This is a genomic window from Streptosporangium heterodermiicola (assembly GCF_051390675.1).
Classification (GTDB): Bacteria; Actinomycetota; Actinomycetes; order Streptosporangiales; family Streptosporangiaceae; genus Streptosporangium.
Window position 1 is genome coordinate 67185 of record NZ_JBPJSR010000001.1, and the last position, 22879, is coordinate 90063.

14 protein-coding genes and 1 tRNA gene are annotated in these 22879 nt (G+C 71.8%); 5 read left to right on the top strand and 10 right to left on the bottom strand.

Features of this window, described 5'->3' with window-relative positions; all coding sequences use genetic code 11:
* The first annotated feature begins 102 nt into the window (after positions 1-102).
* Positions 103-2457 carry a hypothetical protein gene (locus tag ACSC1Q_RS00300; RefSeq protein WP_436756595.1) on the top strand — a complete coding sequence of 785 codons (2355 nt, stop codon included), beginning with the start codon at positions 103-105 and terminating at the stop codon, positions 2455-2457.
* Here the strand turns inward: ACSC1Q_RS00300 and ACSC1Q_RS00305 are convergent.
* Entirely contained in the window at positions 2400-2951 is a 552-nt protein-coding gene (locus ACSC1Q_RS00305) for an HIT family protein (protein ID WP_436756596.1), read from the bottom strand. The genes ACSC1Q_RS00300 and ACSC1Q_RS00305 overlap by 58 nt on opposite strands.
* A gap of 524 nt (positions 2952-3475) precedes the next feature.
* On the opposite strand from ACSC1Q_RS00305, the gene ACSC1Q_RS00310 reads away from it, so the two are divergent.
* Positions 3476-4198, top strand: coding sequence for an Asp23/Gls24 family envelope stress response protein (locus ACSC1Q_RS00310; protein WP_436756597.1), 723 nt, complete (start codon positions 3476-3478; stop codon positions 4196-4198).
* Between the two features lie 173 nt (positions 4199-4371).
* Here ACSC1Q_RS00310 and thrS read toward each other — a convergent pair whose 3' ends face one another.
* Positions 4372-6339, bottom strand: a complete 1968-nt coding sequence (thrS, locus tag ACSC1Q_RS00315; RefSeq protein ID WP_436756598.1) for a threonine--tRNA ligase — start codon at positions 6337-6339, stop codon at positions 4372-4374.
* 69 nt (positions 6340-6408) lie between these two features.
* A complete protein-coding gene (locus ACSC1Q_RS00320; protein ID WP_436756599.1) occupies positions 6409-7014 on the bottom strand; it encodes a glycoside hydrolase family 25 protein in 606 nt (201 codons plus the stop codon).
* Between the two features lie 93 nt (positions 7015-7107).
* Here ACSC1Q_RS00320 and dapD point away from each other — a divergent pair, with 93 nt between their 5' ends.
* Positions 7108-8085, top strand: a complete 978-nt coding sequence (dapD, locus tag ACSC1Q_RS00325) for a 2,3,4,5-tetrahydropyridine-2,6-dicarboxylate N-succinyltransferase (protein ID WP_436756600.1) — start codon at positions 7108-7110, stop codon at positions 8083-8085.
* Positions 8086-8416: 331 nt separating this feature from the next.
* On the top strand, positions 8417-9034 hold the full coding sequence (locus ACSC1Q_RS00330) for a phosphatase PAP2 family protein (protein WP_436756601.1): 618 nt from the start codon (positions 8417-8419) through the stop codon (positions 9032-9034).
* Between the two features lie 60 nt (positions 9035-9094).
* Here the strand turns inward: ACSC1Q_RS00330 and ACSC1Q_RS00335 are convergent, their stop codons facing one another.
* From ACSC1Q_RS00335 to ACSC1Q_RS00360, 6 genes are all read right to left on the bottom strand, one after another.
* Entirely contained in the window at positions 9095-9991 is an 897-nt protein-coding gene (locus ACSC1Q_RS00335; RefSeq protein ID WP_436756602.1) for an LLM class F420-dependent oxidoreductase, read from the bottom strand.
* 93 nt (positions 9992-10084) lie between these two features.
* The gene (locus tag ACSC1Q_RS00340; protein ID WP_350967452.1) at positions 10085-10747 is read right to left on the bottom strand and encodes a potassium channel family protein; all 663 of its coding nucleotides are present in this window, start codon (positions 10745-10747) and stop codon (positions 10085-10087) included.
* Between the two features lie 137 nt (positions 10748-10884).
* On the bottom strand, positions 10885-12801 hold the full coding sequence (gene recQ, locus ACSC1Q_RS00345; RefSeq protein WP_436756603.1) for a DNA helicase RecQ: 1917 nt from the start codon (positions 12799-12801) through the stop codon (positions 10885-10887).
* Between the two features lie 258 nt (positions 12802-13059).
* Positions 13060-16662 (bottom strand): galactose-binding domain-containing protein, encoded by a 3603-nt coding sequence (locus ACSC1Q_RS00350; protein WP_436756604.1) that lies wholly within the window; start codon positions 16660-16662, stop codon positions 13060-13062.
* Between the two features lie 1220 nt (positions 16663-17882).
* Positions 17883-20771, bottom strand: coding sequence for a helix-turn-helix transcriptional regulator (locus ACSC1Q_RS00355; RefSeq protein WP_436756605.1), 2889 nt, complete (start codon positions 20769-20771; stop codon positions 17883-17885).
* 390 nt (positions 20772-21161) lie between these two features.
* Positions 21162-21233, bottom strand: a tRNA-Val gene (locus ACSC1Q_RS00360).
* Between the two features lie 472 nt (positions 21234-21705).
* Between ACSC1Q_RS00360 and ACSC1Q_RS00365 the strand changes: the two genes are divergently transcribed.
* On the top strand, positions 21706-22122 hold the full coding sequence (locus ACSC1Q_RS00365) for an SsgA family sporulation/cell division regulator (RefSeq protein WP_184547867.1): 417 nt from the start codon (positions 21706-21708) through the stop codon (positions 22120-22122).
* Between the two features lie 107 nt (positions 22123-22229).
* Here the strand turns inward: ACSC1Q_RS00365 and ACSC1Q_RS00370 are convergent, their stop codons facing one another.
* A complete protein-coding gene (locus ACSC1Q_RS00370) occupies positions 22230-22835 on the bottom strand; it encodes a DUF305 domain-containing protein (RefSeq protein ID WP_436756606.1) in 606 nt (201 codons plus the stop codon).
* Positions 22836-22879 lie beyond the last annotated feature (44 nt).

The window sequence follows — 22879 nt, forward strand, 5'->3', positions numbered from 1 at the left end:
CGGGCGCGGCGGCGGCCCGCCGGTCCCCGGCGCGGCTGGACCCGTGGCACGATCTTCCCCTACGGTGCCAGCACCTGGCTGGAGCTGAAGGGGAGGTCGTTCGTGAAGCGGACGCTTGTCGCGCTTGCGATGGTGCTGGGACTGCTGTGGCCCGGGGCCGCGCACTCCGCCACGCAGGCCGACGGACGGGTGATGCTGATCGGCGTTCCCGGTCTGCGGTGGAGCGATCTCAGCCCCACCGGCACCCCGAACCTGTGGCGGCTGGCCGGGCTGAGCGCGGTCGGTTCTTTGTCGGTCCGCGCGGTGGGCAGGGTGACCTGCCCCTACGACGGATGGCTCACGGTGTCGGCCGGGGTGAGGTCGGCGGTCGGCTACGGCTGCGGGCTGCCCCCGCAGCCCGAGCCCGACGGGGCGGGCGCGGTCATCCCCGAGTACGAGTACCTGCACCGGGTCGCCGGCCAGCGCAACGCGGGCGCCCTCGGCGAGGCGGTCCGCGCCGCCGGTGACTGCACGCTGGCGATCGGCCCCGGGGCCGCGCTGGCACTGGCCGACCGCTCGGGCGAGGTCGACGTGTACGCCCCCTCCCCCGCGCAGATCCGCGCCGACGTGCTCACCCGGTGCCGGGTGATGGCCGTCGACGTCGACGACCTGATCCGGCCGTACGTGACCGGCGAGCGGCTGGCGCCGGAGGAGGACCGGCTCACCGCGCAGGAGCGGGCCGCGGCGCTGCGCCTGGCCGACGCCAAGGCGGGGGCGGTGCTGACCGTGCTGCCAAAGGATGTCAGCGTGCTGCTGGCGGGCCTGTCCGACCACGGCGGCAACCCGCACCTGCGGGTGGCCATGATGCGCGACGGAGACGTCTCCGGCCGCTTCCTGGGGGCGGCCTCCACCCACCGCGACGACACCACGATCCTGCCGGACATCACCGCGACGATGCTGACCCTGACGGGGATCGCGGCGCCGCCGGGCGTGATCGGGATCCCCTGGCAGGCGAGCGAGCGGCGCACCGGCGGCACCGAGGCGGCGAGCGTCGAGCTGGAGCGGGCCGACGTGGCCGGGGAGACGATCAGGAACGTGGGCGGGCTCTTCTTCACCGCGGTCGCGGTGCTGCAGGTCGCCTTCTACCTGACCGCGTTCCTGCTGCTGCGCCGCAGGCGGGGGCTGACCGGTGTCCGGGTGGCCGCGGTGGCGCTGGCCTCGGTGCCGGTGTCGACGTACCTGGTGAACCTCACCCCCTGGCACCACGCGGGATCGCCGGTGCTCGCGCTGGTCGGCGGGATCGCCGGAGGCGCGCTGCTGCTGGCCACGGCGGCGCTGGCGGGGCCCTGGCGCCGGGCGCCGCTCGGGCCGCTGGGGGTGGTGGCCGGGGTGACCGCGACGGTGCTCGCGGGCGACCTGCTGACCGGGACGACGCTGCAGCTCAACAGCGTGATGGGCTACAGCGCCGTGGTCGGGGCCCGCTACTACGGCCTGGGCAACATCCCGTTCGCGCTCTTCGCCACCTCGGTGCTGCTGCTGGCCGCCACGATCGCGCACCGGCTGGCGCGCGGGAACCGCCCGACCGCGCCGGCCGCGCCGACCGCGCCGCCTGTGCCGGCCGGGAGCGGTCAGGCGGGCGACGTCGCGGCGGATCGGCCGGTCGGCGACGGCCGGCCGGTCGGCGCCGTGGCGGATCGGGCGGAGCACCGCGTTCGAGCAGACGACGTCGCGGCGGATCTGCCGGAGCACCGCGACCGCGCGGGCTCGGCGGCGGGCGGCGTCGCGGCCGATCGGACCTCACCCGGCGGCCGCGCGAGCATGGTGGCGGCCGTCGTCGTGGCGGTGCTCGGCGGCTTCGCGATGATCCTGGGCGGCTGGCCGGGCGTGGGCAGCGACTTCGGCGGGGTGATCGCGTTCGTGCCGGGCATCGCGGTGACCGCGCTGCTGATCGCGGGCAGGCGGGTCTCGATCGTCAAGCTGGGCGCGTTCTGCGTGGCGGGCGGCGTCATCGTGATGTCCATCGCCTACCTCGACTATCTGCGCCCGCCGGGCTCGCAGACACACCTGGGCCGCTTCGTCGGCCAGGTGTTCACCGGCGAGGCCATGGACGTGATCGGCCGCAAGTTCGGCGCGATGCTGGGCACGCTGCTCAGCCCCAACCTGATGCCGGTCGTGATCGCCGCGGTGGCGTTCCTCGTCTACGCGCTGCTGCGTCCCGAGCAGGCGACCGCGGGGGTGCTGCCCGCCGCGTTCGCGCACTCCCCCGCGCTGCGGGCCGGGCTGATCGGCACCCTGGTCAGCGGGGTGGTCGGCATGCTGGTCAACGACTCGGGCGCCGCGGTGCTGTCGATGGCGCTGGCGCTCGCCGTGCCGCTGACGCTGTCGGCGGGCATCAGGGCCCTGGACGAGGTCGACTCGCGCTACGACGACCCGGGCCAGGAGCCGGCGAGCAGCTCCCTGGTGTCGCGCAGCAGCTGAGGGAGCACCCTGGTCTGGCCGACGACGGGCATGAAGTTGGTGTCGCCGCCCCACCGGGGCACCACGTGCTGGTGCAGGTGGGCGGCGATCCCGGCGCCCGCCACACCGCCCAGGTTCATGCCCACGTTGAAGCCCTGCGCGCCGCTCGCCTTGCGCAGGGCGACCAGCGCCCGCCGGGTGAAGTCGGCGAGCTCGAAGGTCTCGGTCTCGTCCAGGTCCGTGTAGTCCGGCACGTGCCGGTAAGGGCAGACCATCAGGTGGCCGGAGTTGTACGGGTAGAGGTTGAGCAGGGCGAAGACCGTCTCCCCCCGGGCGACGACCAGGCCGTCCTCGTCGCTCATGTGGGGGATCTCGCAGAACGGGCAGCCGTCCTCGGGGCCGGAACCGGTGGGTTTGCTGGCGCCCTTGATGTAGGCCATCCGGTGAGGGGTCCAGAGTCTCTGGAACGCGTCCGGTGTCCCCGCTCCGTGCTGCGCCTCCGGCTCGTTGCTCATGGTCGCCAGCATATTGCCACGCCGATCCCCGCCGTCTTGCGCCTCCCCCGGCGCCTCCGCCCGCCTGTCCTCCCGCCCGGAGCCCCGCCGATCCCCCCGTCTGTGCCCCCGTTCGTACCTCCGCCCGCGCCCTCGTTCGGGTCTTCACCCGTGCCCCACCGCGCCGTGGTTCGGGTCCCTGCCCGCGCCCTCGTCCGGGTGCCGGCTCGTGCCTTTGCCCATGCCGTCGCTCGGGGCCCTGCCGGCGCCCTTGCCGGGCCCGCCGCTCGTGCCCTCGCTTGGGGGCTGGACCGGCCAAGATGCTGGACCGGTACGGAACGGGCGGCGGATGTCACACGGTATTGACGGACGAATGCGGCAGATTTCCGGCAGAATCCCCCCAGCACGATCATCGACTGCCGAGGAGCACCCTTATGACCGACGTCTCCGTCGAGGAGCCGACCGAGGAGACCGCGTCCCCCGGGTCCCCAGCGTCTCCGACGTTCTCCACATCTCCCACGCCTTCCACGTCCTCCGTGTCCCCTGTGCCCTCTGCGTCCCCCGTGTCCTCCGCGGAGACGGGCGGGCGGCCCACTCGCCCGTTCTCCCTCAGCCTGTCCCTGTCCGCCGCCACGGAGCCGCCCTCGCCGTCCCCCTCACCGGTTCCGTCCTCCGACGAGCCGGCCTTCCCCACGGGCGAGCCCTTCCTCGCCGTCGTCGAGGCGCTCCCCGAGCCGTCACCCGTGTCCGAGACGCCGGACGACGTGCCCGTCCCCTCCCCTGTTCCCGTTCCCGTTCCCGCCAGGACGGCGCCGTCCCCCGTGTCCGCTGTGTCGCCGGTGTCTCAGGTGTCTCCCGTCTCCGCGGTGTCCTCGGCCGTGGTGAAGGGCCGGATCAAGGTCGCCGACGAGGTGGTGGAGAAGGTCGCGGCCCTCGCCACGCTTGAGGTCACGGGCGTCGCCGAGCTGGGAGGCGACGCCGCCCACGCGGTGGAGCCGATGCGCGAGCGCGCGGGCATCGCCAGGCGCGGCCCCCGGGGCGTCAACGCCCACGTGCAGGACCGTACGGCGGCCGTGGACGTGTCGATCGTGGCGGAGTACGGGCACGTGGTGATGGACGTGGCCAACGAGGTCAAGACCAACGTGGCCCGGACCATCAGCCGGATGCTGGGCATGCGGGTCGTGGAGGTCAACGTCGACGTCGAGGACGTCCGGATGCCGGGCGAGACCGGCTCGAAGGCTCCCACGGAGCCCGGCGACGACGCGTAGGACGCCGAAAAAGCGCCGAGGGCCCCGGGCGAAGGGCCGGTAGCGGGACGCCGGAGGGTCCCGGCTCAGGCCGCAGGACGTTCAAGGACACCCCGGAGAACCCCGGGACGAGGGCCCGGGAACGACGTACGGGGGGCCGTGAAGCCCCCCGTACACCCCGTGGACGGGGGAGGTCAGACCTGGACCCGGCGCTCGATCGCGTCGACGATCTCGGCGATCGCCTCGTCGACCGGCACCCCGTTCTTCTGCTCGCCGTCGCGGAAGCGGAAGGAGACCGCGCCGTTGGCGATGTCGTCGTCGCCCGCCAGGAGCATGAAGGGCACCTTGGACTTCTGCGCGTTGCGGATCTTCTTCTGCATGCGGTCGTCGGAGGCGTCGACCTCGATCCTGATGCCCCGCTCGCGGGCCTTCTTGGCGAGGTCCTGGAGGTAGGGCGCGTGGGCCTCGGCGATCGGGATGCCGACCACCTGGACCGGCGCGAGCCAGGGGGGGAACGCGCCCGCGTAGTGCTCGACCAGGACACCGAAGAAGCGCTCGATCGAGCCGAACAGCGCCCGGTGGATCATGACGGGCTGCTGCCGGGAGCCGTCGGTCGACTGGTAGCCCAGCTCGAAGAGGTGCGGCAGGTTGAAGTCGAGCTGGATCGTCGACATCTGCCAGGTCCTGCCGATCGCGTCACGGGCCTGGACGGAGATCTTCGGCCCGTAGAACGCCGCGCCGCCCGGGTCGAGGACGAGCTCCAGCTTCTCCGACTCGGCGACCTCGCGCAGGGTCTCGGTCGCCTCCTCCCAGTCCTCGTCGTTGCCGACGAACTTGACCGGGTCCTTGGTCGACAGCTCCAGGTAGAAGTCGTCAAGCCCGTAGTCGCGGAGCAGGTCGAGCACGAAGCGCAGCAGCGACTTGAGCTCGTCGCGCATCTGGTCGCGGGTGCAGTAGATGTGCGCGTCGTCCTGCGTCATGCCGCGCACCCGGGTGAGGCCGTGGATGACCCCGGACTTCTCGTAGCGGTAGACCGCCCCGAATTCGAACAGCCGCAGCGGCAGCTCCCGGTAGGACCGCCCGCGGGACCTGAAGATCAGGTTGTGCATCGGGCAGTTCATCGGCTTGAGGTAGTACTTGGCCCCCTCAAGCTCCATGGGGGGGAACATCCCGTCGGCGTACCAGTCGAGGTGGCCGGAGATCTTGTAGAGCCCCTCCTTGGTGATGTGCGGGGTGTTGACGAAGGAGTATCCCGCCTCCTCGTGCCGCCTGCGCGAGTAGTCCTCCATCACGCGGCGGATCACCCCGCCCTTGGGATGGAAGACCGGCAGGCCCGAGCCCAGCTCGTCGGGGAAGGAGAACAGGTCGAGCTCGGCGCCCAGCTTGCGGTGGTCGCGCTTCTCGGCCTCCTCCAGCATGTGGAGGTATTCGTCCTGCTTCTCGCGCGACTCCCACGCGGTGCCGTAGATCCGCTGGAGCTGCGGGTTCTTCTCGCTGCCCCGCCAGTAGGCGCCGCCCGAGCGCATCAGCTTGAACGCCGGGATGGACCGGGTGGTCGGCACGTGGGGGCCTCGGCACAGGTCCTTCCAGCACAGCTCGCCGGTCTTGGCGTCGAGGTTGTCGTAGATGGTCAGCTCTCCGCCGCCCACCTCGACGCTCTCCTCGTCGGCCGCGCCGCCCTTGAGGCCGATCAGCTCCAGCTTGTACGGCTCCGAGGCGAGCTCCTCGGCGGCCTGCTCGTCGGAGACGGGCCTGCGGGAGAAGAGCTGCCCCTGCTTGACGATCTCGCGCATGCGCTTCTCGACGCGCTTGAGGTCCTCGGGGGTGAACGGGTCCTTGACGTCGAAGTCGTAGTAGAAGCCGTTCTCGACCGGCGGGCCGATGCCCAGCCTGGCCTCGGGGAAGATCTCCTGGACGGCCTGGGCCATGACGTGCGCGGTGGAGTGGCGGACGATGGCGCGCCCGTCGGCGCTGCCCACCGGGACCGGCTCGATCACGTCGCCCTCGGCCACCCGGGCCGCGAGGTCCCTCAGCTCGCCGTCGACGCGGGCGGCGACCACCGAGCGGCCGTCGGCCTCCAGCGCCTCCCCGTACGTCGTGCCTCCCGCCACCACACGCGCGGCTCCGGCGAGGGTGATACGAAGTTCTGGCACGGCGGACACGGTTGCTCCCTGGGAGACGTAGACGGATGGTCTGGGAATCGATGCTACCGGTGTCGGCAACGCGATTTCTCAGGCGTCGCGGCTCCTGCGGTAGCCCAGCGAGGTCAGCTCGGCCCGGGTGCCGCGGAAGACGTTGCGATCGACGGGCTTGTTCGAGTGCTGGTGGATCGTCCACCTGTCCCACGGCCTCGGCACCTCCGGCCTGCCCCGGGGGTGGTCGGGCGCGGCGATCCACAGCGGGTAGGGCTCCAGCCCGGCGCAGTTGCCGCCGCGCGCGAACGACAGGAACGTGTAGATCACCGGCCTGACCCCCGACAGCGCGACGATCGCCTGGCACCAGCTGCGGGCGAACCGCGCCACCCGGTGCGCCGGGAGGTGGTCGTTGGTCTCCAGGTCGAGCGCGAGCAGGTCCCCCCGGCGCAGCCCCCCGGCCCGCTGCACGATCCGCAGGAAGTGCACCGCCTGCGCCTCGGGATCTCCGGCGGGACGGGCGAAATGGTAGGCGCCGCAGACGATCCAGCTCTCGCGCATGCCGTTCCAGTTGGCGCCGAACCACTTGTCGGTGAAGGTACTCCCCTCACTCGCCTTGGCGAAGGCGAAGGAGACCCCGCCCTTCGCGTGCGCGCCCCAGTTGACGGCGCCCTGCCAGTTCGACACGTCGATCCCCTGCAACATGGCGGCCACGCTAACCACCGGGCACGGCGGGCACACGGACGACGCTCCCTCGGCGTACTGCCATTGCGGCCACTTTGGCTAGGCTTGGTCGGCGTGAACGCAGCAGCCCAGATCACCGGCGCGTACGCGGCCGGCATCGCGACCATCACCTCCGGCGGAACCGTGCTCGACACGTGGTTCCCGTCCCCGCGGCTCGGCGAGCCCTCCTCGCCCGGCACCACGCGGCTGACCGAACAGGAGGCGGTCGAGGAGCTAGGTTCCGGGGTCGCCGCGCTGCTCGGCCCCGACGAGGACCGCGGCGTGGAGGTGGTCGCGGTACGCACCGGCATCGCCAAGCTGTCGGAGGCCCCGGCCGACGCCCACGACGCCTACCTGCGCCTGCACCTGCTGTCGGCGCGTCTCGTCCAGCCGCACGGCCAGAACCTGGACGGGCTGTTCGGCCTGCTCAGCAACGTGGTGTGGACCAACCACGGCCCGTGCGCCGTCGAGGGCTTCGAGGAGGTGCGCCTGCGCCTGCGCGCCCGGGGGCAGGTGACCGTCTACGGCGTGGACAAGTTCCCCCGGATGGTCGACTACGTGGTGCCCGGCGGCGTCCGGATCGCCGAGGCCGACCGGGTCCGCCTCGGCGCGCACCTGGCGAGCGGCACGACCGTGATGCACGAGGGCTTCGTCAACTTCAACGCCGGGACGCTCGGCACCTCCATGGTCGAGGGCCGCGTCTCGGCGGGCGTCGTCGTGGGCGACGGCTCGGACGTCGGCGGCGGCGCCTCGATCATGGGCACCCTGTCCGGCGGCGGCAGGCAGGTCATCTCCATCGGGCGGCGCTGCCTGCTGGGCGCCAACAGCGGCGTCGGCATCTCCCTGGGCGACGACTGCGTCGTGGAGGCGGGCCTGTACGTCACCGCCGGGACCAAGGTGGTCCTGCCCGAGGGGCGGGTGGTCAGGGCGTCCGAGCTCTCCGGCGCCTCCGGCCTGCTGTTCCGCCGCAACTCCACCTCGGGCGCGGTCGAGGCGGTACCCCGCAAGGGGACGGGCGTGGAGCTCAACAGCACCCTGCACGCCAACGACTGACCACCGCCTCAAGCCCGGGGCACACCCGCACCCGTGAGCGCGGCCCGCCGCCCTCACGGGGCGCCGTGTCACCCTCCGGGCCCCCGTACGGGGTTGTCGTCCGGATCGCTGCCGGGGGTCACCGCCGAGCCACCTCCCCGGCCGCTCCGGCCGCTCCGGCCGCTCCGGACGACCTGAGGCCGTACGGCCCGTGGATGTTCGTCCCCGGGCCCCTCAGCTGACAGGGTGGCTCCACGGGGCCCACGGGCCCCGCAACCCTCATGTCGACGCGGGCGGGCGACCCCCTCACCGGAAAGCCCGGGAGCGGGGTCTCCGCGCTGGAAGGATTCAGATGACCGGTCAGGAGATGGCGGGCGACGGCGAGAACGCCGCGGGAGCGGCGGCCCGGTGGGTGACCGGGCTGTTCGCGCCACAGGTGCTGGTCATCGGGCTGCCTCCGCTCGTCGGGCTGATGGCCGACGGCTGGCCGGGCGCGGCCTGGGGCCTGGTGGCCTCGGCCCTGTGCGGCGGGATCCCGGCCCTGGTGATCCTGAACGGGGTCCGTTCCGGGCGCCTCGACTCCCACCACCTGGTCGACCGGGCGAGCCGGACGGTTCCGCTGCTGGTGGCGGTCGCGGCGGTGGTCGTCGCGCTGACGCTGCTGATCCTCCTGGGCGCGCCCCGGCTCCTGGTGGCCACGGTGACCGCGATGCTGGCCGCGCTCGCGGTCACGGTCCCGATCACCCTCTGGTGGAAGATCTCCTTCCACGCGGCCGTGTCGGCGGGCACCGTGGTGGTGCTGGCCCACGTGCTGCCCGCCGTGCCCACGCTGGTCGCCGGCGCGCTGGTCGTGGCGATGGTGTGCTGGGCGCGGGTCAGGCTCACCCACCACACGCCCGCCCAGGTCGCCGCCGGGACCGTCACCGGCGCGGGGACGGCCTGGGCGGCCCTGAGCGCCTTCGGCGTCTGAGCCGGGACGGGCGGGCGAGCGGCGGAGCCCTCAAGGGTCCTCGGGAGCCCTCGGGAGCCCTCAGAGGAGGCTCTTGAGGAACTCCCGCGTCCGGGGGTCCGGCGAGTACTCGGCGGCGACGAAGTCGGTGACCCCGGCCTTGGCGAGCGCCTCGATCCGCGCCCCCACCTCGTCCTCGTCGCCGATGATCGCCACGTCCGCCGGGCCCTCGGCGCCCTCCCTGTCGAGCACCGCCCGGTACGACGGCAGCTGGCCGTAGATCGCGAACCGCTCGGCGGCGAGCGCCCTGGCCGCCTCGGGGTCGCCGGTGACGCAGACGGGCAGCGCGCACACGATCCTCGGCTCGGGGCGCCCGGCGGCCCGCGCGGCCTCGGTGACGGCGGGCACCACGTGCTCGGCCACCGTCCTGGCGCCGGTCATCCACAGCACGGTGCCGTCGGCCACCTCCCCGGCCAGCTTGAGCATCCTCGGGGCCAGCGCGGCGATGAGCACGGGCATGTCCCTCGGCCCCGGCGTGTTCAGCCCCAGCCGTCCCGTGAGGGTCTCCCCCTCGAAGGCCGCGTTCTCCCCGCGTACGAGCGGCATCAGGATCGACAGGTACTCGCGCATGTGGCGGGCGGGCCGGTCGAAGCCGAGGCCGTACATGCCCTCGATCACGATCTGGTGGGAGAGCCCGATGCCGAGGGCGAGCCGCCCGTCGAGGACGGCGTTGACGGTGAGCGCCTGCTGGGCGAGGGCCGCCGGGTGGCGCGGGTAGGTCGGGACGACGCCGGTGCCGAGCTCGATCCCGGGCACCTGGCTTCCGATCACGGCGAGCGCGGTCAGCGTGTCGAGGCCGAACGTGTGGGACATCCACACCGAGGAGAAGCCGTCGTCTGCCCCGCGGGCGATGCGCTCCCGCAGCCGGCCGAGCGCGTCCGGTTTCTGGGATTCATTGAGGAACAGTCCGAATCGCATCGCTACCGAACTCCATTCTAGTAAGTTCGGCCCAGTCTAGGACGATCACGAGCGGTGAGGGAGGTCCGAGGCGGCGGGAAACCCCGGTAGGGCTCAGGGCAGCTCGGTGAACCGCTCCACCTGCTCGATCTTGCCCGCGATGACGATCACGTCCCCGTACCCCAGCACGGTCCCGGCGTCGGCGTAGGTGAACTCGTCGTGCTCGCCCTTCACGCAGACCACGGTCACGCCGTACTTGCGCCGCAGGTTGGACTCGCCGAGGGGCACGCCGACGTACTCGCGGGGCGGGCGGGTCTTGACCACCGCGTAGTCGCCGTCGACCTCCATGTAGTCGAGCATCCGCCCGTTGAGCAGGTGGGCGAGCCGCTCCCCCATGTCGTGCTCGGGGAGGATCACGTGGTGGGCGCCGACCCGCTCCAGGATGCGGCCGTGCTCGCGGCTGATCGCCTTGGCCCAGACGTCCTCGATCTCCAGCTCGACGAGCAGGGACGTGGTGAGGATGCTGGACTCCAGGTCGGTGCCGATGGCGACCACCGCCCGGTAGAAGTCGGGCACCCCCATCTGCCGCAGCGCCTCGATGTCGGTGGAGTCGGCGACGACGACGTGGGTGAGCTTCCCCGCCAGGCTCTGCACCACCTTGGGGCGGCTGTCGATGGCGAGCACCTCGGTGCCCCTGCGGAACAGCTCGACCGCGAGGGAGCTGCCGAAGCGGCCGAGCCCGACGACCACCACCGGATCGTTCCTTCTGTCAGCCAACGATCGTCCTCTTTCGGGGGTTCGCAGCCACGGGGGGATCCGCCAACGCGAGAAGCCCGGAGGCGGACGACAGCCTCCAGGCTCCTACATGCGTCTCACTGCGCGAGCCATCAGGCCCGAATTCGCCCGATTCTACCTCAGGGGAACTCCAGAAGGGCTTCCTCGCCGACCCCGGATTCCCGGCCGGAGCCGCCCCCGGATCCCTCACCGGATCCCGCGAGGGTGTCGAGGACCTGCTGGCCGTACTTGGCCAGCTTGTTCTCGCCGATCCCGCTGATCGTGCCCAGCTCGGCCAGGGACGAGGGGGACCTGGTCGCGATCTCGCGCAGGGTCGCGTCGTGGAAGATCACGTAAGCGGGCACGCCCTGCTCCTTCGCGGTGGCGCCGCGCCAGGCGCGGAGCAGCTCGAACACCGGCGCCGCCTCCTCCGGCATCTCGACGGGCTCGGCCCGGCGCGAGGTGGAGCTCTTGGAAGGCCTCGCGGCCTTCGGCGCCCTCTCCGGCTCGCGCCGCAGCGGGACCTGGCGCTTGCGGCCCAGGACCTCGGCGCTCGCCTCGGTCAGCACCAGCGTGCCGTAGTCGCCCTCGACGGCGAGCAGCCCCTGGGCGAGCAGCTGGCGCACCACGCCACGCCACTCGGCCTCGCCCAGCTCCGTGCCGATGCCGAACACCGTGAGGCCGTCGTGGTCGTGCTGGATGACCTTGGCCGTCTTCCTGCCGAGGAGGATGTCGATGATCTGCCCGGCGCCGAACTTCTGGCGGCGCTCGCGCATGAGCCGGAACACGGTCGACAGGACCTTCTGCGCGGCGACCGTGCCGTCCCACGACTCCGGCGGCGACAGGCAGGTGTCGCAGTTGCCGCAGGCGGTGCCCTGCTGGCCGAAGTAGGCGAGCAGCCGCGCGCGGCGGCACTCGACCGCCTCGCACAGGGCGAGCATGGCGTCCAGGTGGGCCGCGAGGCGGCGGCGGTGGGCGTCGTCGCCCTCGGAGGTGTCGATCATCTTGCGCTGCTGCACGACGTCCTGGAGGCCGTAGGCGAGCCACGCGGTGGAGGGCAGGCCGTCGCGCCCGGCCCTGCCGGTCTCCTGGTAGTAGCCCTCGACGGACTTGGGCAGGTCGAGGTGGGCGACGAAGCGCACGTCGGGCTTGTCGATCCCCATGCCGAACGCGATGGTGGCGACCATGACGAGGCCGTCCTCGCGCAGGAAGCGCGCCTGGTTGGCGGCGCGGACGCGGGCGTCGAGCCCCGCGTGGTAGGGCAGCGCCTCGACGCCGTTCTGCACCAGGAACTCGGCGATCTTCTCGACCGAGTTTCGCGACAGGCAGTAGACGATGCCCGCGTCCCCGGCGTGCTCGGTGCGCAGCAGCTCCAGCAGCTGCCGCTTGGGCTCGTTCTTGGGGGCGATGCGGTACTGGATGTTGGGGCGGTCGAAGCTCGCCACGAAGTGGCGGGCCCTCTCCAGGTTCAGGCGGGAGGCGATCTCGGCGTGGGTGGCCTCGGTGGCCGTCGCGGTCAGCGCGATGCGCGGCACGTCCGGCCAGCGCTCGTGCAGCGCGGACAGGGCGAGGTAGTCGGGCCGGAAGTCGTGCCCCCACTGGGCCACGCAGTGCGCCTCGTCGATGGCGAACAGCGAGATCACCCCGCTGTCGAGCAGCCGCAGCGTGGCGTCGACCCGCAGGCGCTCCGGCGCCAGGTAGAGCAGGTCCAGCTCGCCGGAGAGGAAGGCCGACTCGACGGCGCGGCGCTCCTCGAAGTCCTGGGTGGAGTTGAGGAACCCGGCCCGTACGCCGAGCGCGGTGAGGGCGTCGACCTGGTCCTGCATGAGCGCGATGAGCGGCGAGATCACCACTCCGGTGCCCTTACGCACGAGGGCGGGGATCTGGTAGCACAGCGACTTGCCGCCGCCGGTCGGCATGAGCACGAGGGCGTCGCCGCCGGACACGACGTGCTCGATGATCTCCTGCTGGCCCGCCCGGAACGAGTCGTAGCCGAAGACGCGCTGCAGGACCCGCGACGCGTCGCTCACCTCGGGGCCGTTCTCGGGGGAAACCATCGGGACATTGTACGAGGATCTTCCCGCTGGTCGGCGGCGAACAGGGGAGATCAGCCCCGGACGTCCCCCGGAACGGCGCGAGACCGTCCGGGGCCGTCCGGCGCCGTCCGGGGCCCGCCTGGACCGTCCGGCCGGGTTCCGGCGGGAGGAAGCCCGGGAGAACGGGAAAGTGCCGCCGGGAGGGTCGGACCTCCCGGCGGCACCGGTACTACGGGTTCTCCCGAGATCTTCCTACGGGATCACCGGCTTCCTGCCGGATCACGGGTTGACGTTGATCGTGAAGGTCGACGTCGTGTTCCGGATGTTCTGGAAGTTGTTGCTCAGCTGCAGGTTGTTGAACGTGGCCGAGCCGACCGCCGGGCCCTGACCGGGCTCGGGCATCTCGTTGGCCCAGATGGCCCAGCCGGACTTGGCGTCGAAGGCGTCGCCGCTCTTCCTGGCACCGGTGATCGAGACGTTCGTGAAGATCGTGTCGGTGACCGGGTTCTGCGGCTGGCTGCCGACGTAGTTGGTCTGGAACATGATGCCGCCGTAGGTCGGGTCCACGATGTCCACGTTGTTGACGCGGATGCCCTGGAAGACCTTGGAGGCGGAGAAGACCCAGATCGCCGGGAAGACCTGCTGGCCCCAGAAGTGACCGCCGGCGCGGACGATCGAGATGTTCTCGAACCTGGTGGGCGGGCTGGCGCCGAAGCCGTTCATCGGGTAACCGAAGTCCAGCGAGCTGATCGTGATGCCGGAGTAGACCAGCGTGTCGGCGATGTAGATGTTCCTGAAGACGTTGTCGTACCCGCCGTAGACCGCGACGCCCGCGGCCCGCCAGGTCAGGATGGACGTCAGGTTCTCGTAGACGTTGCCCTTCATGTCGGCGCCGCCGGCGTCGATGGCCGAGAACAGCGCGAAGCTGTCGTCACCGGTGGCGCGGGCCTCGTTGTTGCTGACGAGGTTGTCCGTGCTGCCGTTGGTCATGTTGATGCCGTCGGCGAACATGTTGCGGATGCGGGAGTTCTTGATCGTCACCCGGTCGGTGTTGGCGCCCCAGTAGAGGCAGACCATGTGCTCGTTCCAGATGTTGTCGATCACCACGTCGGCGACGTTGGAGAAGTCGAACACCTTGCCCGGGCCGTCGATGCGCGAGGTGTAGTTGCCGAAGTAGGCGAAGTTCGCGAAGGACGAGCCGTTGGCGCTGGCCTCGGCGCGGAAGCCGACGTCGGTGTTGTCCTGGGTGTCGGGCGCCCGGAACTGGGTGTACCAGGGACCCGCGCCGACGACCTTGACGGCCTTGCCGTAGACCTGGAACTTGCTGGCCGTCTGGTAAGTGCCCGCCGGCAGGTAGACGCCGACCAGGTTGCCGGTGGTGTCCATCCGCACCCGGTCGAGGGCGTTCTGCACGTCCTGGTGGGTGAAGCCGGTGGGGGTCGTGTACTTGGCGGGGTCGGGGTTCGCGACCGGCGAGACCTGCTCGGTGTTGATGAAGTCGATCGCGTACGTGGTGGTGTTGGCGGCGTCCTTCTGCAGCCTGATCTTGCTGCCGGCCGGGACGGTGGTCCCGAGCATGACGTTGGCCTCGTCGTAGATGTGACGCGGGCCGCCGGAGCCGGGCGAGTTGTTGGGACCGGCCTCGGGGCCGTACAGCCAGGCGTACTTGGACGTCAGGTTGATGGGCTTGAGGAAGGTGCCGTTGACGTAGACGTTCAGCGTCGAGTTGATGCCGCCGCCGCCCGCGGAGTCGGGGATGGAGAAGCGGGTGACCAGCGTGTTGGTGCTGGCCTTGGTGGTGAACTCGACGTAGTTGCCCGTGTTGTTCAGCGTGACGGCCCTGCGGCCGGACGCCTCACCGGCCACGTCGCCGATCTCGCGGTTGGGGCCGACCACGGCCGCCCCGCCGCCGACGACGGCGTCCTCGGCCTCGTAGAAGTCGTACGGCATGTTGGCGCCGCGGCCGACGAAGAACGGCTGGGTGCTGGTGTTGTTGGCCCGCTTGACCGCGAGCTCGTTGGCGTCGTCGGCGAGGACCGTCCTGACGGTGAACTTGCCGTTGGCCGCCGTCCAGGTGCCCAGGTTCACCGGGCTGGTGGTGGCGCCCGGCGCGATCACGCCGGAGTAGGAGCCGGTCAGGGTACGGACGACCGTGCCCGCCTCGTTGAGGACGTTCAGCGTGATGCCGTGGGCGCCGCTCGCGGAGGCCAGGGTGCCCTGGTTCTTGATCGCCACGGAGAAGGTGACGACGGCGCCGTTGGACGGGTTGCTGGGGGTCCAGCTGGTCGTGGCGACCAGGTCGGAGGTGCTGACCGGCGTGATCACGAGCGGGGAGGAGGCCGCGAAGGTGTTGTTCGACTCGTTCTGCTCGACGACGCTGTTGGCCTCGTCGACCTTGGCGCTCAGCGCGTAGCTGCCCGCGTCACGCGGGGCGGCGACGGCCGACACCGTGGCGGACGCCCCGGCGGCGAGCGCGCCGACCGCGGCGGTGCCGACCTTGGTGGTGCCGAGGTAGAAGTCGACGTTCGTCGCGCCGGAGGCCGCCGTGCCGGCGTTGCGCACCGTGGCCGAGAGCGTGACGGAGGCGGTCTCGACCGGAGAGGCGGGGGACGCGGTCAGGGCGGTGATCGTCAGGTCCGGGTTCGGCGCCGGGGTGCCGATGACCTGGAACTCGGCGATCTGCCCGGCGGGGGCGCCGGTGTTGGAGGTGATCCTGAGCTGGATGTCGGCGTAGGCGCCGCCGACCGGGATCGTCACCGTGTTGCCGGTGGCGGGGTTGAAGACGTAGTTCGCCGCCGACACCAGGTTGGTGAAGGTGGTCGAGCTCTGCGTGCGGCCGAGGACCTGGATGTTCTGCGTGCGCGTTCCCCAGGCGCTGTCGGGGTTCAGCTTCAGCACGACGGAGCTGAGGCTGGCGTTCGCCCCGAGGCTGACGGTCAGCGTGTTCGGGTAGCTGCCGCCGTTGCCCTCCCAGTAGGTCGCCGTGTTGTTGTCGTTGGCGTTGGTGGCCACGAACGTGAAGACCGAGGAGGAGGCGGTGATCGCCTTGCCGATGGCCAGGTTCGTCCCGGTCGGGGTGCTGCCCTGGCGGGTGACGGTGTTGCTGTTGCCCGACTGGTTGCCCGCGGCGTCCTTGGCCTTGACGTAGTAGGACACCGTCGCGGTGGCCGGCTGGGTGTCGGTGTAGGTCAAGACGTTGCCCGCCACGCTGCCGCGCAGGGCGTTGTTGGCGTAGACGTCGTAACCGGTCACGCCGACGTTGTCGGTCGAGGCGTTCCAGGTCAGCCTGATCTGGCCCGAGCCGGGCTCGGTGTAGGCCAGGTTCGACGGCGTGCTCGGCGGCGTCGTGTCACCGCCGCTGACGGGGCCGTAGATCTCGAACTCGGAGATCTGGCCGGCCGGCCAGCCGGTGTTGCCGGTGAGGTTCAGCCGCAGGTAGCGGGCGCTGGTCGCGGCGAAGTTGATCGTCACCGTGTTGCCGGTCGCCGGGTTGAAGGTGTAGCCGGCCGAACCCACGACCGTCGTGGTGGGCGTGGCGCTCGTGCCCGCCAGCACCGACAGGGTCTGCGTCCTGGTCTCCCAGGCCGTCGCGGGCGGCAGCTTCAGGACGACCTGGTCGACGCTGGCCGCGGCCCCGAGGTCCACCTGGACCCACTGCGGGAAGGCGTTGTTGTTGCTCTCCCAGTAGGTGGTGGCGTTGCCGTCGGTGACGTTGCCCGCCCCGTAGGGGGCGTTGGCACTGCTGGACGAGGCCGGCTTGCCCGCCGCGAGGTTGGGGCCGGCCGCCGCCGAGGCCGGTGCGACGACCGCCCCGGCCAGAGCGAGCAGGCTGGTCGCGGCCATCGCCGCCATCAGCCGTAACGCCAGGTACTGCTTTCTCATTGCGTTCCTCTATCTCTCGTCTGGAACGACAGGGTCGGGAGGGAGGCCGTGGCCTCCGCCGGGCGACGCGCTCGGCACCGGGGGGTGCCTCGCCCACGAGACGCGGATCTCTGACCCTTTTCCTCCGGGTCGTCGGAATCCGGCGTACGGGCCGGCCGGGTGATCTGTGCGGGCCGATCCGCGAGCCGTGCCTCGTTCGTCGCTGGGGGGTGCTGTTCGCCGTGTACGCCGGCGTTCCTCTCGTGGAGACGACCGGCGGGACGAGCGATGGGTGAACGTCGGATTCGGTGAGCTCTGTCGATGGGTACCGGACGGGGGACGTCCGGAACCCCGGGCCCCTTACCGGCTGCGGCGGCGGCGCGGGACGTTCTGCCGGGCGCGGGCCGTGACGGCCGTACCGGTCAGCGTCGGCGCGGGGGCGATGAGTGTCGCAACCGGGGCCGCCATGGCGGCGACCGACCGCGCAATGCCGAGAACGACATCACCTGGGGCCTCTCCGGAGGGGTGGGAGGGATGTGCCGGCGCAGCACATCACTGCCGTAAGTTGCGGAGAACAGAGAGAATTTAACAGGACTTTGCAATATTTTTGCATTGCGCTGGCCAAATGTTACATACGTGCTACGGCCGCGTCAACGGGTCGAGAAGGGTGGCTTACTTCCGGGTACGGCCCCGCGTGCGATCCGGCCGATCTGCCTGCTACGGGGGCCTTCCGGCCCCTCGTCCGACCGGCGCGCGAGGGGCTCGGGGGAGCTCGGGAAGGCCCCCGCGGGGTGGGGCGGAGGGGGCACCGGCGGCACGGCGAGGCCCGGGGACACATGCCCGAAACACCACCGGGACGGAACGGCTTGCGCGACGGAGGCGGGCGGCCGGAACCCGCGAGCCCGCCCGTCCCGGCCTGTATGACGCGGTCCGCGTGTCCATGACACCGCCCGCAGGATTCGGTCCGTACGTCTCCAGGACGTCACCTGTGCGACGCGGCCCCGCACATCCATATATGGGGGCGCCCACATGACGCCGCCCGCACGACACGGCCCGCACGACACGGCCCGCGCGGCGCGGTCCTCGCGGTCGCCGACCGGCCCGGAGGGTGCCGTTCCAAGGCTCAGGAGCCGGGCACCTCTCGGCACGAGACCCAAAGGATGCGAGATAAAGAGCTGTTTTGAACTATTCAGCTGGAAATATGTGGCTCAACGGATAGCAAGGTGAAACGTGGTGACGTTTCACCGTTCGAACAGGCGCAGCCGGTGTGCCGTCGCCGCGGCCTCGCCGCGCGAGGAGGCGCCCAGCTTGGCGAGGATGTTGGAGACGTGCACGCTCACGGTCTTCGCCGAGATGAACAGCTCCCCCGCTATCTCGCGGTTGCTGCGGCCGGTCGCCACCAGGCCCAGCACCTCGTGCTCGCGAGCGGTGAGCCCGAGCCCGGCCCGCTCGGCGGCCGGCTCGGCGGGGACGGGCTCCCCGGAGAGCGGGATCCTGGCCCGCCTGGCCAGGGAGCCGATCTCGGCGGCCAGCGGCGGGGCCCCGACCCGCGCCGCGAGCTCCGCCGCCCGGGACAGGCCAGGCGCGGCCTCGTCGCGCTCCCCCGCCGCGACGGCGGCCCGTGCCGCGCCGAGCAGGGCGCGGGCCTCGGCGTAGGGCTGGCGGAGCGCGGCCCAGGCGGCGGCCGCCGCCTCCCACGCCCCCCGGTCGGGCACCCCTTCCGCCTGGGCGGCCTCGGCCGTGAAGGTGAGACTGTGCGCCCTCTGGAGCTCCCCCTCCACCGGACCGAGCCGCTCCGCCACGGCGCGCAGCCGGGGCAGCGGGGACGGCGAGGGCGCGACCACACGCAGGCAGGTGAGGAGGAGCGGCCAGACGTAGCGGGGGCTGCCCTCCAGGTCCTGCTCGTCCAGGGTCCGCTCGACGAGCGCGGACGCCTCGTCGTCCCTGCCCCGCGCCACCAGCAGCTCGATCTCCCTGCGCAGCTGGGGCAGGATCGTCTGGTCCCGGTAGGTGCCCCTGGCGAACACGGCCCGCGAGGACCGGAAGAGCGCGTCGGCCCGGCCGAGCTCCCCGCGGGCCAGCGCGATGTCGGCGGCCAGGGCCTCCAGGCTCGCCCGGTAGGGGGCCGGCGGGGTGACCTCCAGGCCGCGCTCGACCACCTCCGACGCCTCGTCCCAGCGGCCGAGGGAGACCAGGGGCTCGACCAGGTTGATCGCCAGGAAGGCGCCGGACGTGCGGGCCAGGCCGTACGCCTCGGCGTCGGCGATGCCGCCGCGGGCGACCTCGGCGGCCCGCTCGTGCCACCCGGCCCCCTCCAGGGCGTCGGACTCGGAGATGACGGCCCGCATCAGCGCGTGGTAGGTGCTGGCCCTGCTCGCGATCTTCCGCGCCTCGGCGAACGCGACGACCTGCTCCTCCATCCGGGAGTATCGGCACCTGGCCCAGGTGAGCGTGACGAGCGCGTGGGCCTCGATGTCGGCGTTGCCGGCCTCGCGGGCGATGCGCATGGCCTCCTCGGCGAGCGACTCCTTCTCGGCCCAGTCGGCGGGGTCGCTGAGCATGCGCGACAGGTTCTCCAGGACCTGGGCGCGCAGGGAGGTCGGCGGTTCGGCGGGAACGAGCGAGACGGCGGTGCGGAGATCCTCCAGGAACCCGGCCCTGCCGAGGTCGTACCTGACGAGCCCGCGCTGCCGCAGCAGCCGGGCGGCGCGGATCGGGTCGGTGGCGGTGTCGATCTCCCGCAGGGCCGCCTTGGCGAGGGAGATGCCCCGCTCGAACTCCCCGGCCAGGTGCGCCACGGTGACGGCCTGCCGGAGCACGTCGACGTGGTCGGCCTCGATCCGCTCCGCGGCGTCGGGGACCGCCTCCCACAGCTCCAGGACCCGGGTCAGCATGCGCAGCTGCTCGTCGTAGGCCGCCGTCTTCCTCGCGGCCGCGGCCGCGTGCCAGGCGCTGATCAGCGCCCAGAGGGGGTTGTGCGCGGCGTGCCAGTGGTGGGCGAGCTCGATGGCCGACCGGGGAGCGGGCAGGATGCCGGGGTTTCCCTCCAGGGCCTCGGCGAAACGGGTGTGCAGGCGGGTGCGCTCACCGGGCAGCAGGTCGTCGTGGACGGCCTCGCGGATCAGGGCGTGCCTGAAGGCGTACGTCTCGCCGTCGACCAGGAGCACGTTGCCCGCCACCGCCGGGCGCAGCAGGCGGGAGAGCTCGCCGTCGTCGGCCCCCGCGACGGCCGAGAGCATCGTGTGCTCGATCCGCGCCCCGCCGGCGGCGGCGAGCCGCATCAGCTCCTGGGTCTCCTCGGGCAGGCGCTCGACACTGGCCAGCAGCAGGTCGCGCAGCGAGTCGGGCAGCGTCTCGCCCTCGCCCCCGCTGAGCAGCGCCTCGACGAACAGCGGGTTTCCCTCGCTGCGCGCGTAGACCAGGTCGAGATCGGCGACCGGCTCGCCGTCGAGGATGCTCGCGGCCTGCTGGTCCACCTCCCGGCGGCTCAGCCTGCGCAGGTCGAGCCGGGTGACCCAGTCGACCCGGCTCAGCTCGGCCAGCAGCGGGCGCAGGGGGTGGGTGCGGTGCAGCTCGTCGGCCCGGTAGGTGACCAGGGTCAGCAGGGGCACGTCGGAGCGCTGGTAGCGGACGAGGAACGACAGCAGGTCGCGGGTGGAGCGGTCGGCCCAGTGGGCGTCCTCGATGACCAGGATCGTCGGCCGGGTCTCGGCGAGCCGCTCCAGCAGGCCCAGGACCTGCTCGAAGAGCCTGGCCCTGGCCTCGGCGCCCTCCCTCTCCGGCTCGCCGAACTCCGGCAGCAGCCGGGCGAGCCCCCGCGTCGCCCCGCCGGGCAGCAGCGCGGCGACGCCGTCGTGGCCCAGGTCGCGGGCGAGCTTGCGCAGCACCGCGGTGAAGGGGGCGAAGGGGAGGCCGTCGGTGCCCAGCTCCAGGCACCCGCCGACCAGCACCAGGGCGCCGTCCGAGCGCTCGGTGAACTCGCGGACGAGGCGGGTCTTGCCGACCCCGGCCTCGCCTCCCACGAACACGGTCGAGGCCGACCCGGAGCGCGCCCTGGCGAGCGCGTCTCCCAGGACGGCGAGCTCGTCGGCTCGGCCGACGAACAGGGGGCTTACCGTGTGGGCTCTCACGCCCCCAGGATGCCACCGGCCACCGACAGCCAGGGCCCGCCGCACCCTCCACCTCTCCGGGCCCAGTCGCCCCTTCGGCTCTGAGGGCGCCACAGCGGCGCGGACCCGCCCCCGGAGAGGAAGGGGAGGGGCGCGGCGCCGTTCAGCGCCCTGCGGGCGTCACGGCGCCGCCACCCGCGCCTTGAGGGCCTCGCGCGGACAGCCTGCGGGACCTCGCGCGGACAGGACGTGCCCGCCCCGAGCCCGCCTTGAGCACGCCCCGAACTTGAGCACGCCCCGAACACGCCTTGGGCACGGCCCGTCGGGCCTCGGCCGTACGAGATGTCCGAACATGGAAAAAGCCCCCCGATTGACGTCAACCAGGAGGCTCTGACCTGCGACTTGCTAGTGTGGGCGATACTGGGATCGAACCAGTGACCTCTTCGGTGTGAACGAAGCGCTCTCCCGCTGAGCTAATCGCCCGCCCTGTGCGGCCCCTCACGGTGCCGACGTGGAAAACCATACAGCAATCCGAGAGTGCTCGCGAAGCGGTATCCGCCAACCAAATGATCTTGAAAGACGACACGGTCGGGAGGCAAAGGTCTGAGGATGCATCCGGCGGGGGGCTACGGTGTCATAGCATCGTCCTGATCCGTAGAAGCACCGAACGACCCTCGCTCGACCCGAATCACCCGAGACGCCCCGCCGGGGAGTCGACGGTGACCAAAACGAGACGCAAAACCCTTGCAAATACGGCCCTGTTGGTGATGTTTAGCCAGGTAGATGCCCAAATGTCGCGCTGTGATGTGTGTTACAGAAGGGCGTGGAGGCGGAATCTTTCCTACAGGTTTCTTTGTTCCGCGTGATAGCCCGCGAGGAACGACGCCGTTTCGGAGCAGTGAGAGCAGTGAAAGCCCCGCAGAGGGGACCGACGACGAAAAAGGTTTGGCTGACGATGAACAGCGCCACCGTCTCTGCCGAGCTAGGCCTTCGGCTTGTGGTCCCCGACCGTACCACCGTCCCCCTGCTCGCCGGGCTCAGCTACACCGCCGGTGATCCGTACGCGATCAGGATGGCCTTCCACGTGGGGAACGACGAGCCGGTCGAGTGGATCTTCGCTCGCGAGCTGCTCACGGTCGGTATCGTGCGGCGGGTCGGCGACGGGGACGTGCAGGTGTGGCCGGCACGCGCCGACGGCGAGCGCACGCTGCACATAAGCCTCACGTCGCCGTTCGGGCAGGCCCTGTTCGAGGTGCCCCTGGCCCCGCTCACGGAGTTCCTGCACCGGACGTACGAGCTGGTCCCCGCCGGTCGCGAGACCGACTTCATGGACCTGGACGCCGAGCTCAGCAACATGCTCTGGAGTTCTTGACGGGCCCTCGGCCCCCGTGGCCACGGCGGCCGCCCGATCGGGGCCGCCGGGCCCCGGCCTGAGCGGATCCCGCGTGCCGGGACCGCGTACCGGGACCGCGTGCCGGGCTACGCCCCCGGCCCGAGCAGGTCCCGCATCCGGGCGATCTCGATGCCCTGCCCGGAGACGACGTCCTTCGCGGTGGCCAGCATGATCCGGTCGGTGCCCTCGCGCAGCTGGAGCCCCGCCATCGTCACCGCCGCCTCGTGATGGGTGATCATGAGGTTCAGGAAGAGGGTGTCGAAGGCCGCTCCCCTGGCCGCCCTGAGCCGGTTCATCTCCTCCAGTGACAGGGCGTGGTCGTCGTGACCGCCGTGCTCGCCCGGGGGACGCCCGGCCGCCTCCAGCCACGAGGTCATGGCCGCGATCTCCGGCCGCTGCGCCGCGGTGATCCGCTCGGCGAGCCTGCGCAGCACCGGCGAGGACGTCCGGGCCGGTACCAGCGCCGCCATCTCCAGTGCCTGCCGGTGGTGCGGGATCATGCCCTCGGCGAACCGCACGTCGGCCGCGGTGACGCGCGCCTCGGACTCGCCGAGGCTCTCGCCGGGCCGCGCCACGCGACCGGCCTCCCCCGGGCCGCCCGGGATGATCACGGGCGCGCCGGACTCGGCGACGAGCGGGGTGGAACGCTCCGGTCCGGCCCCCGCGCATCCCCCGAGAACCGCTGCCATCATGATCACCGCGATACCCTGACTCGGCACACGCATCCTCCGCATAG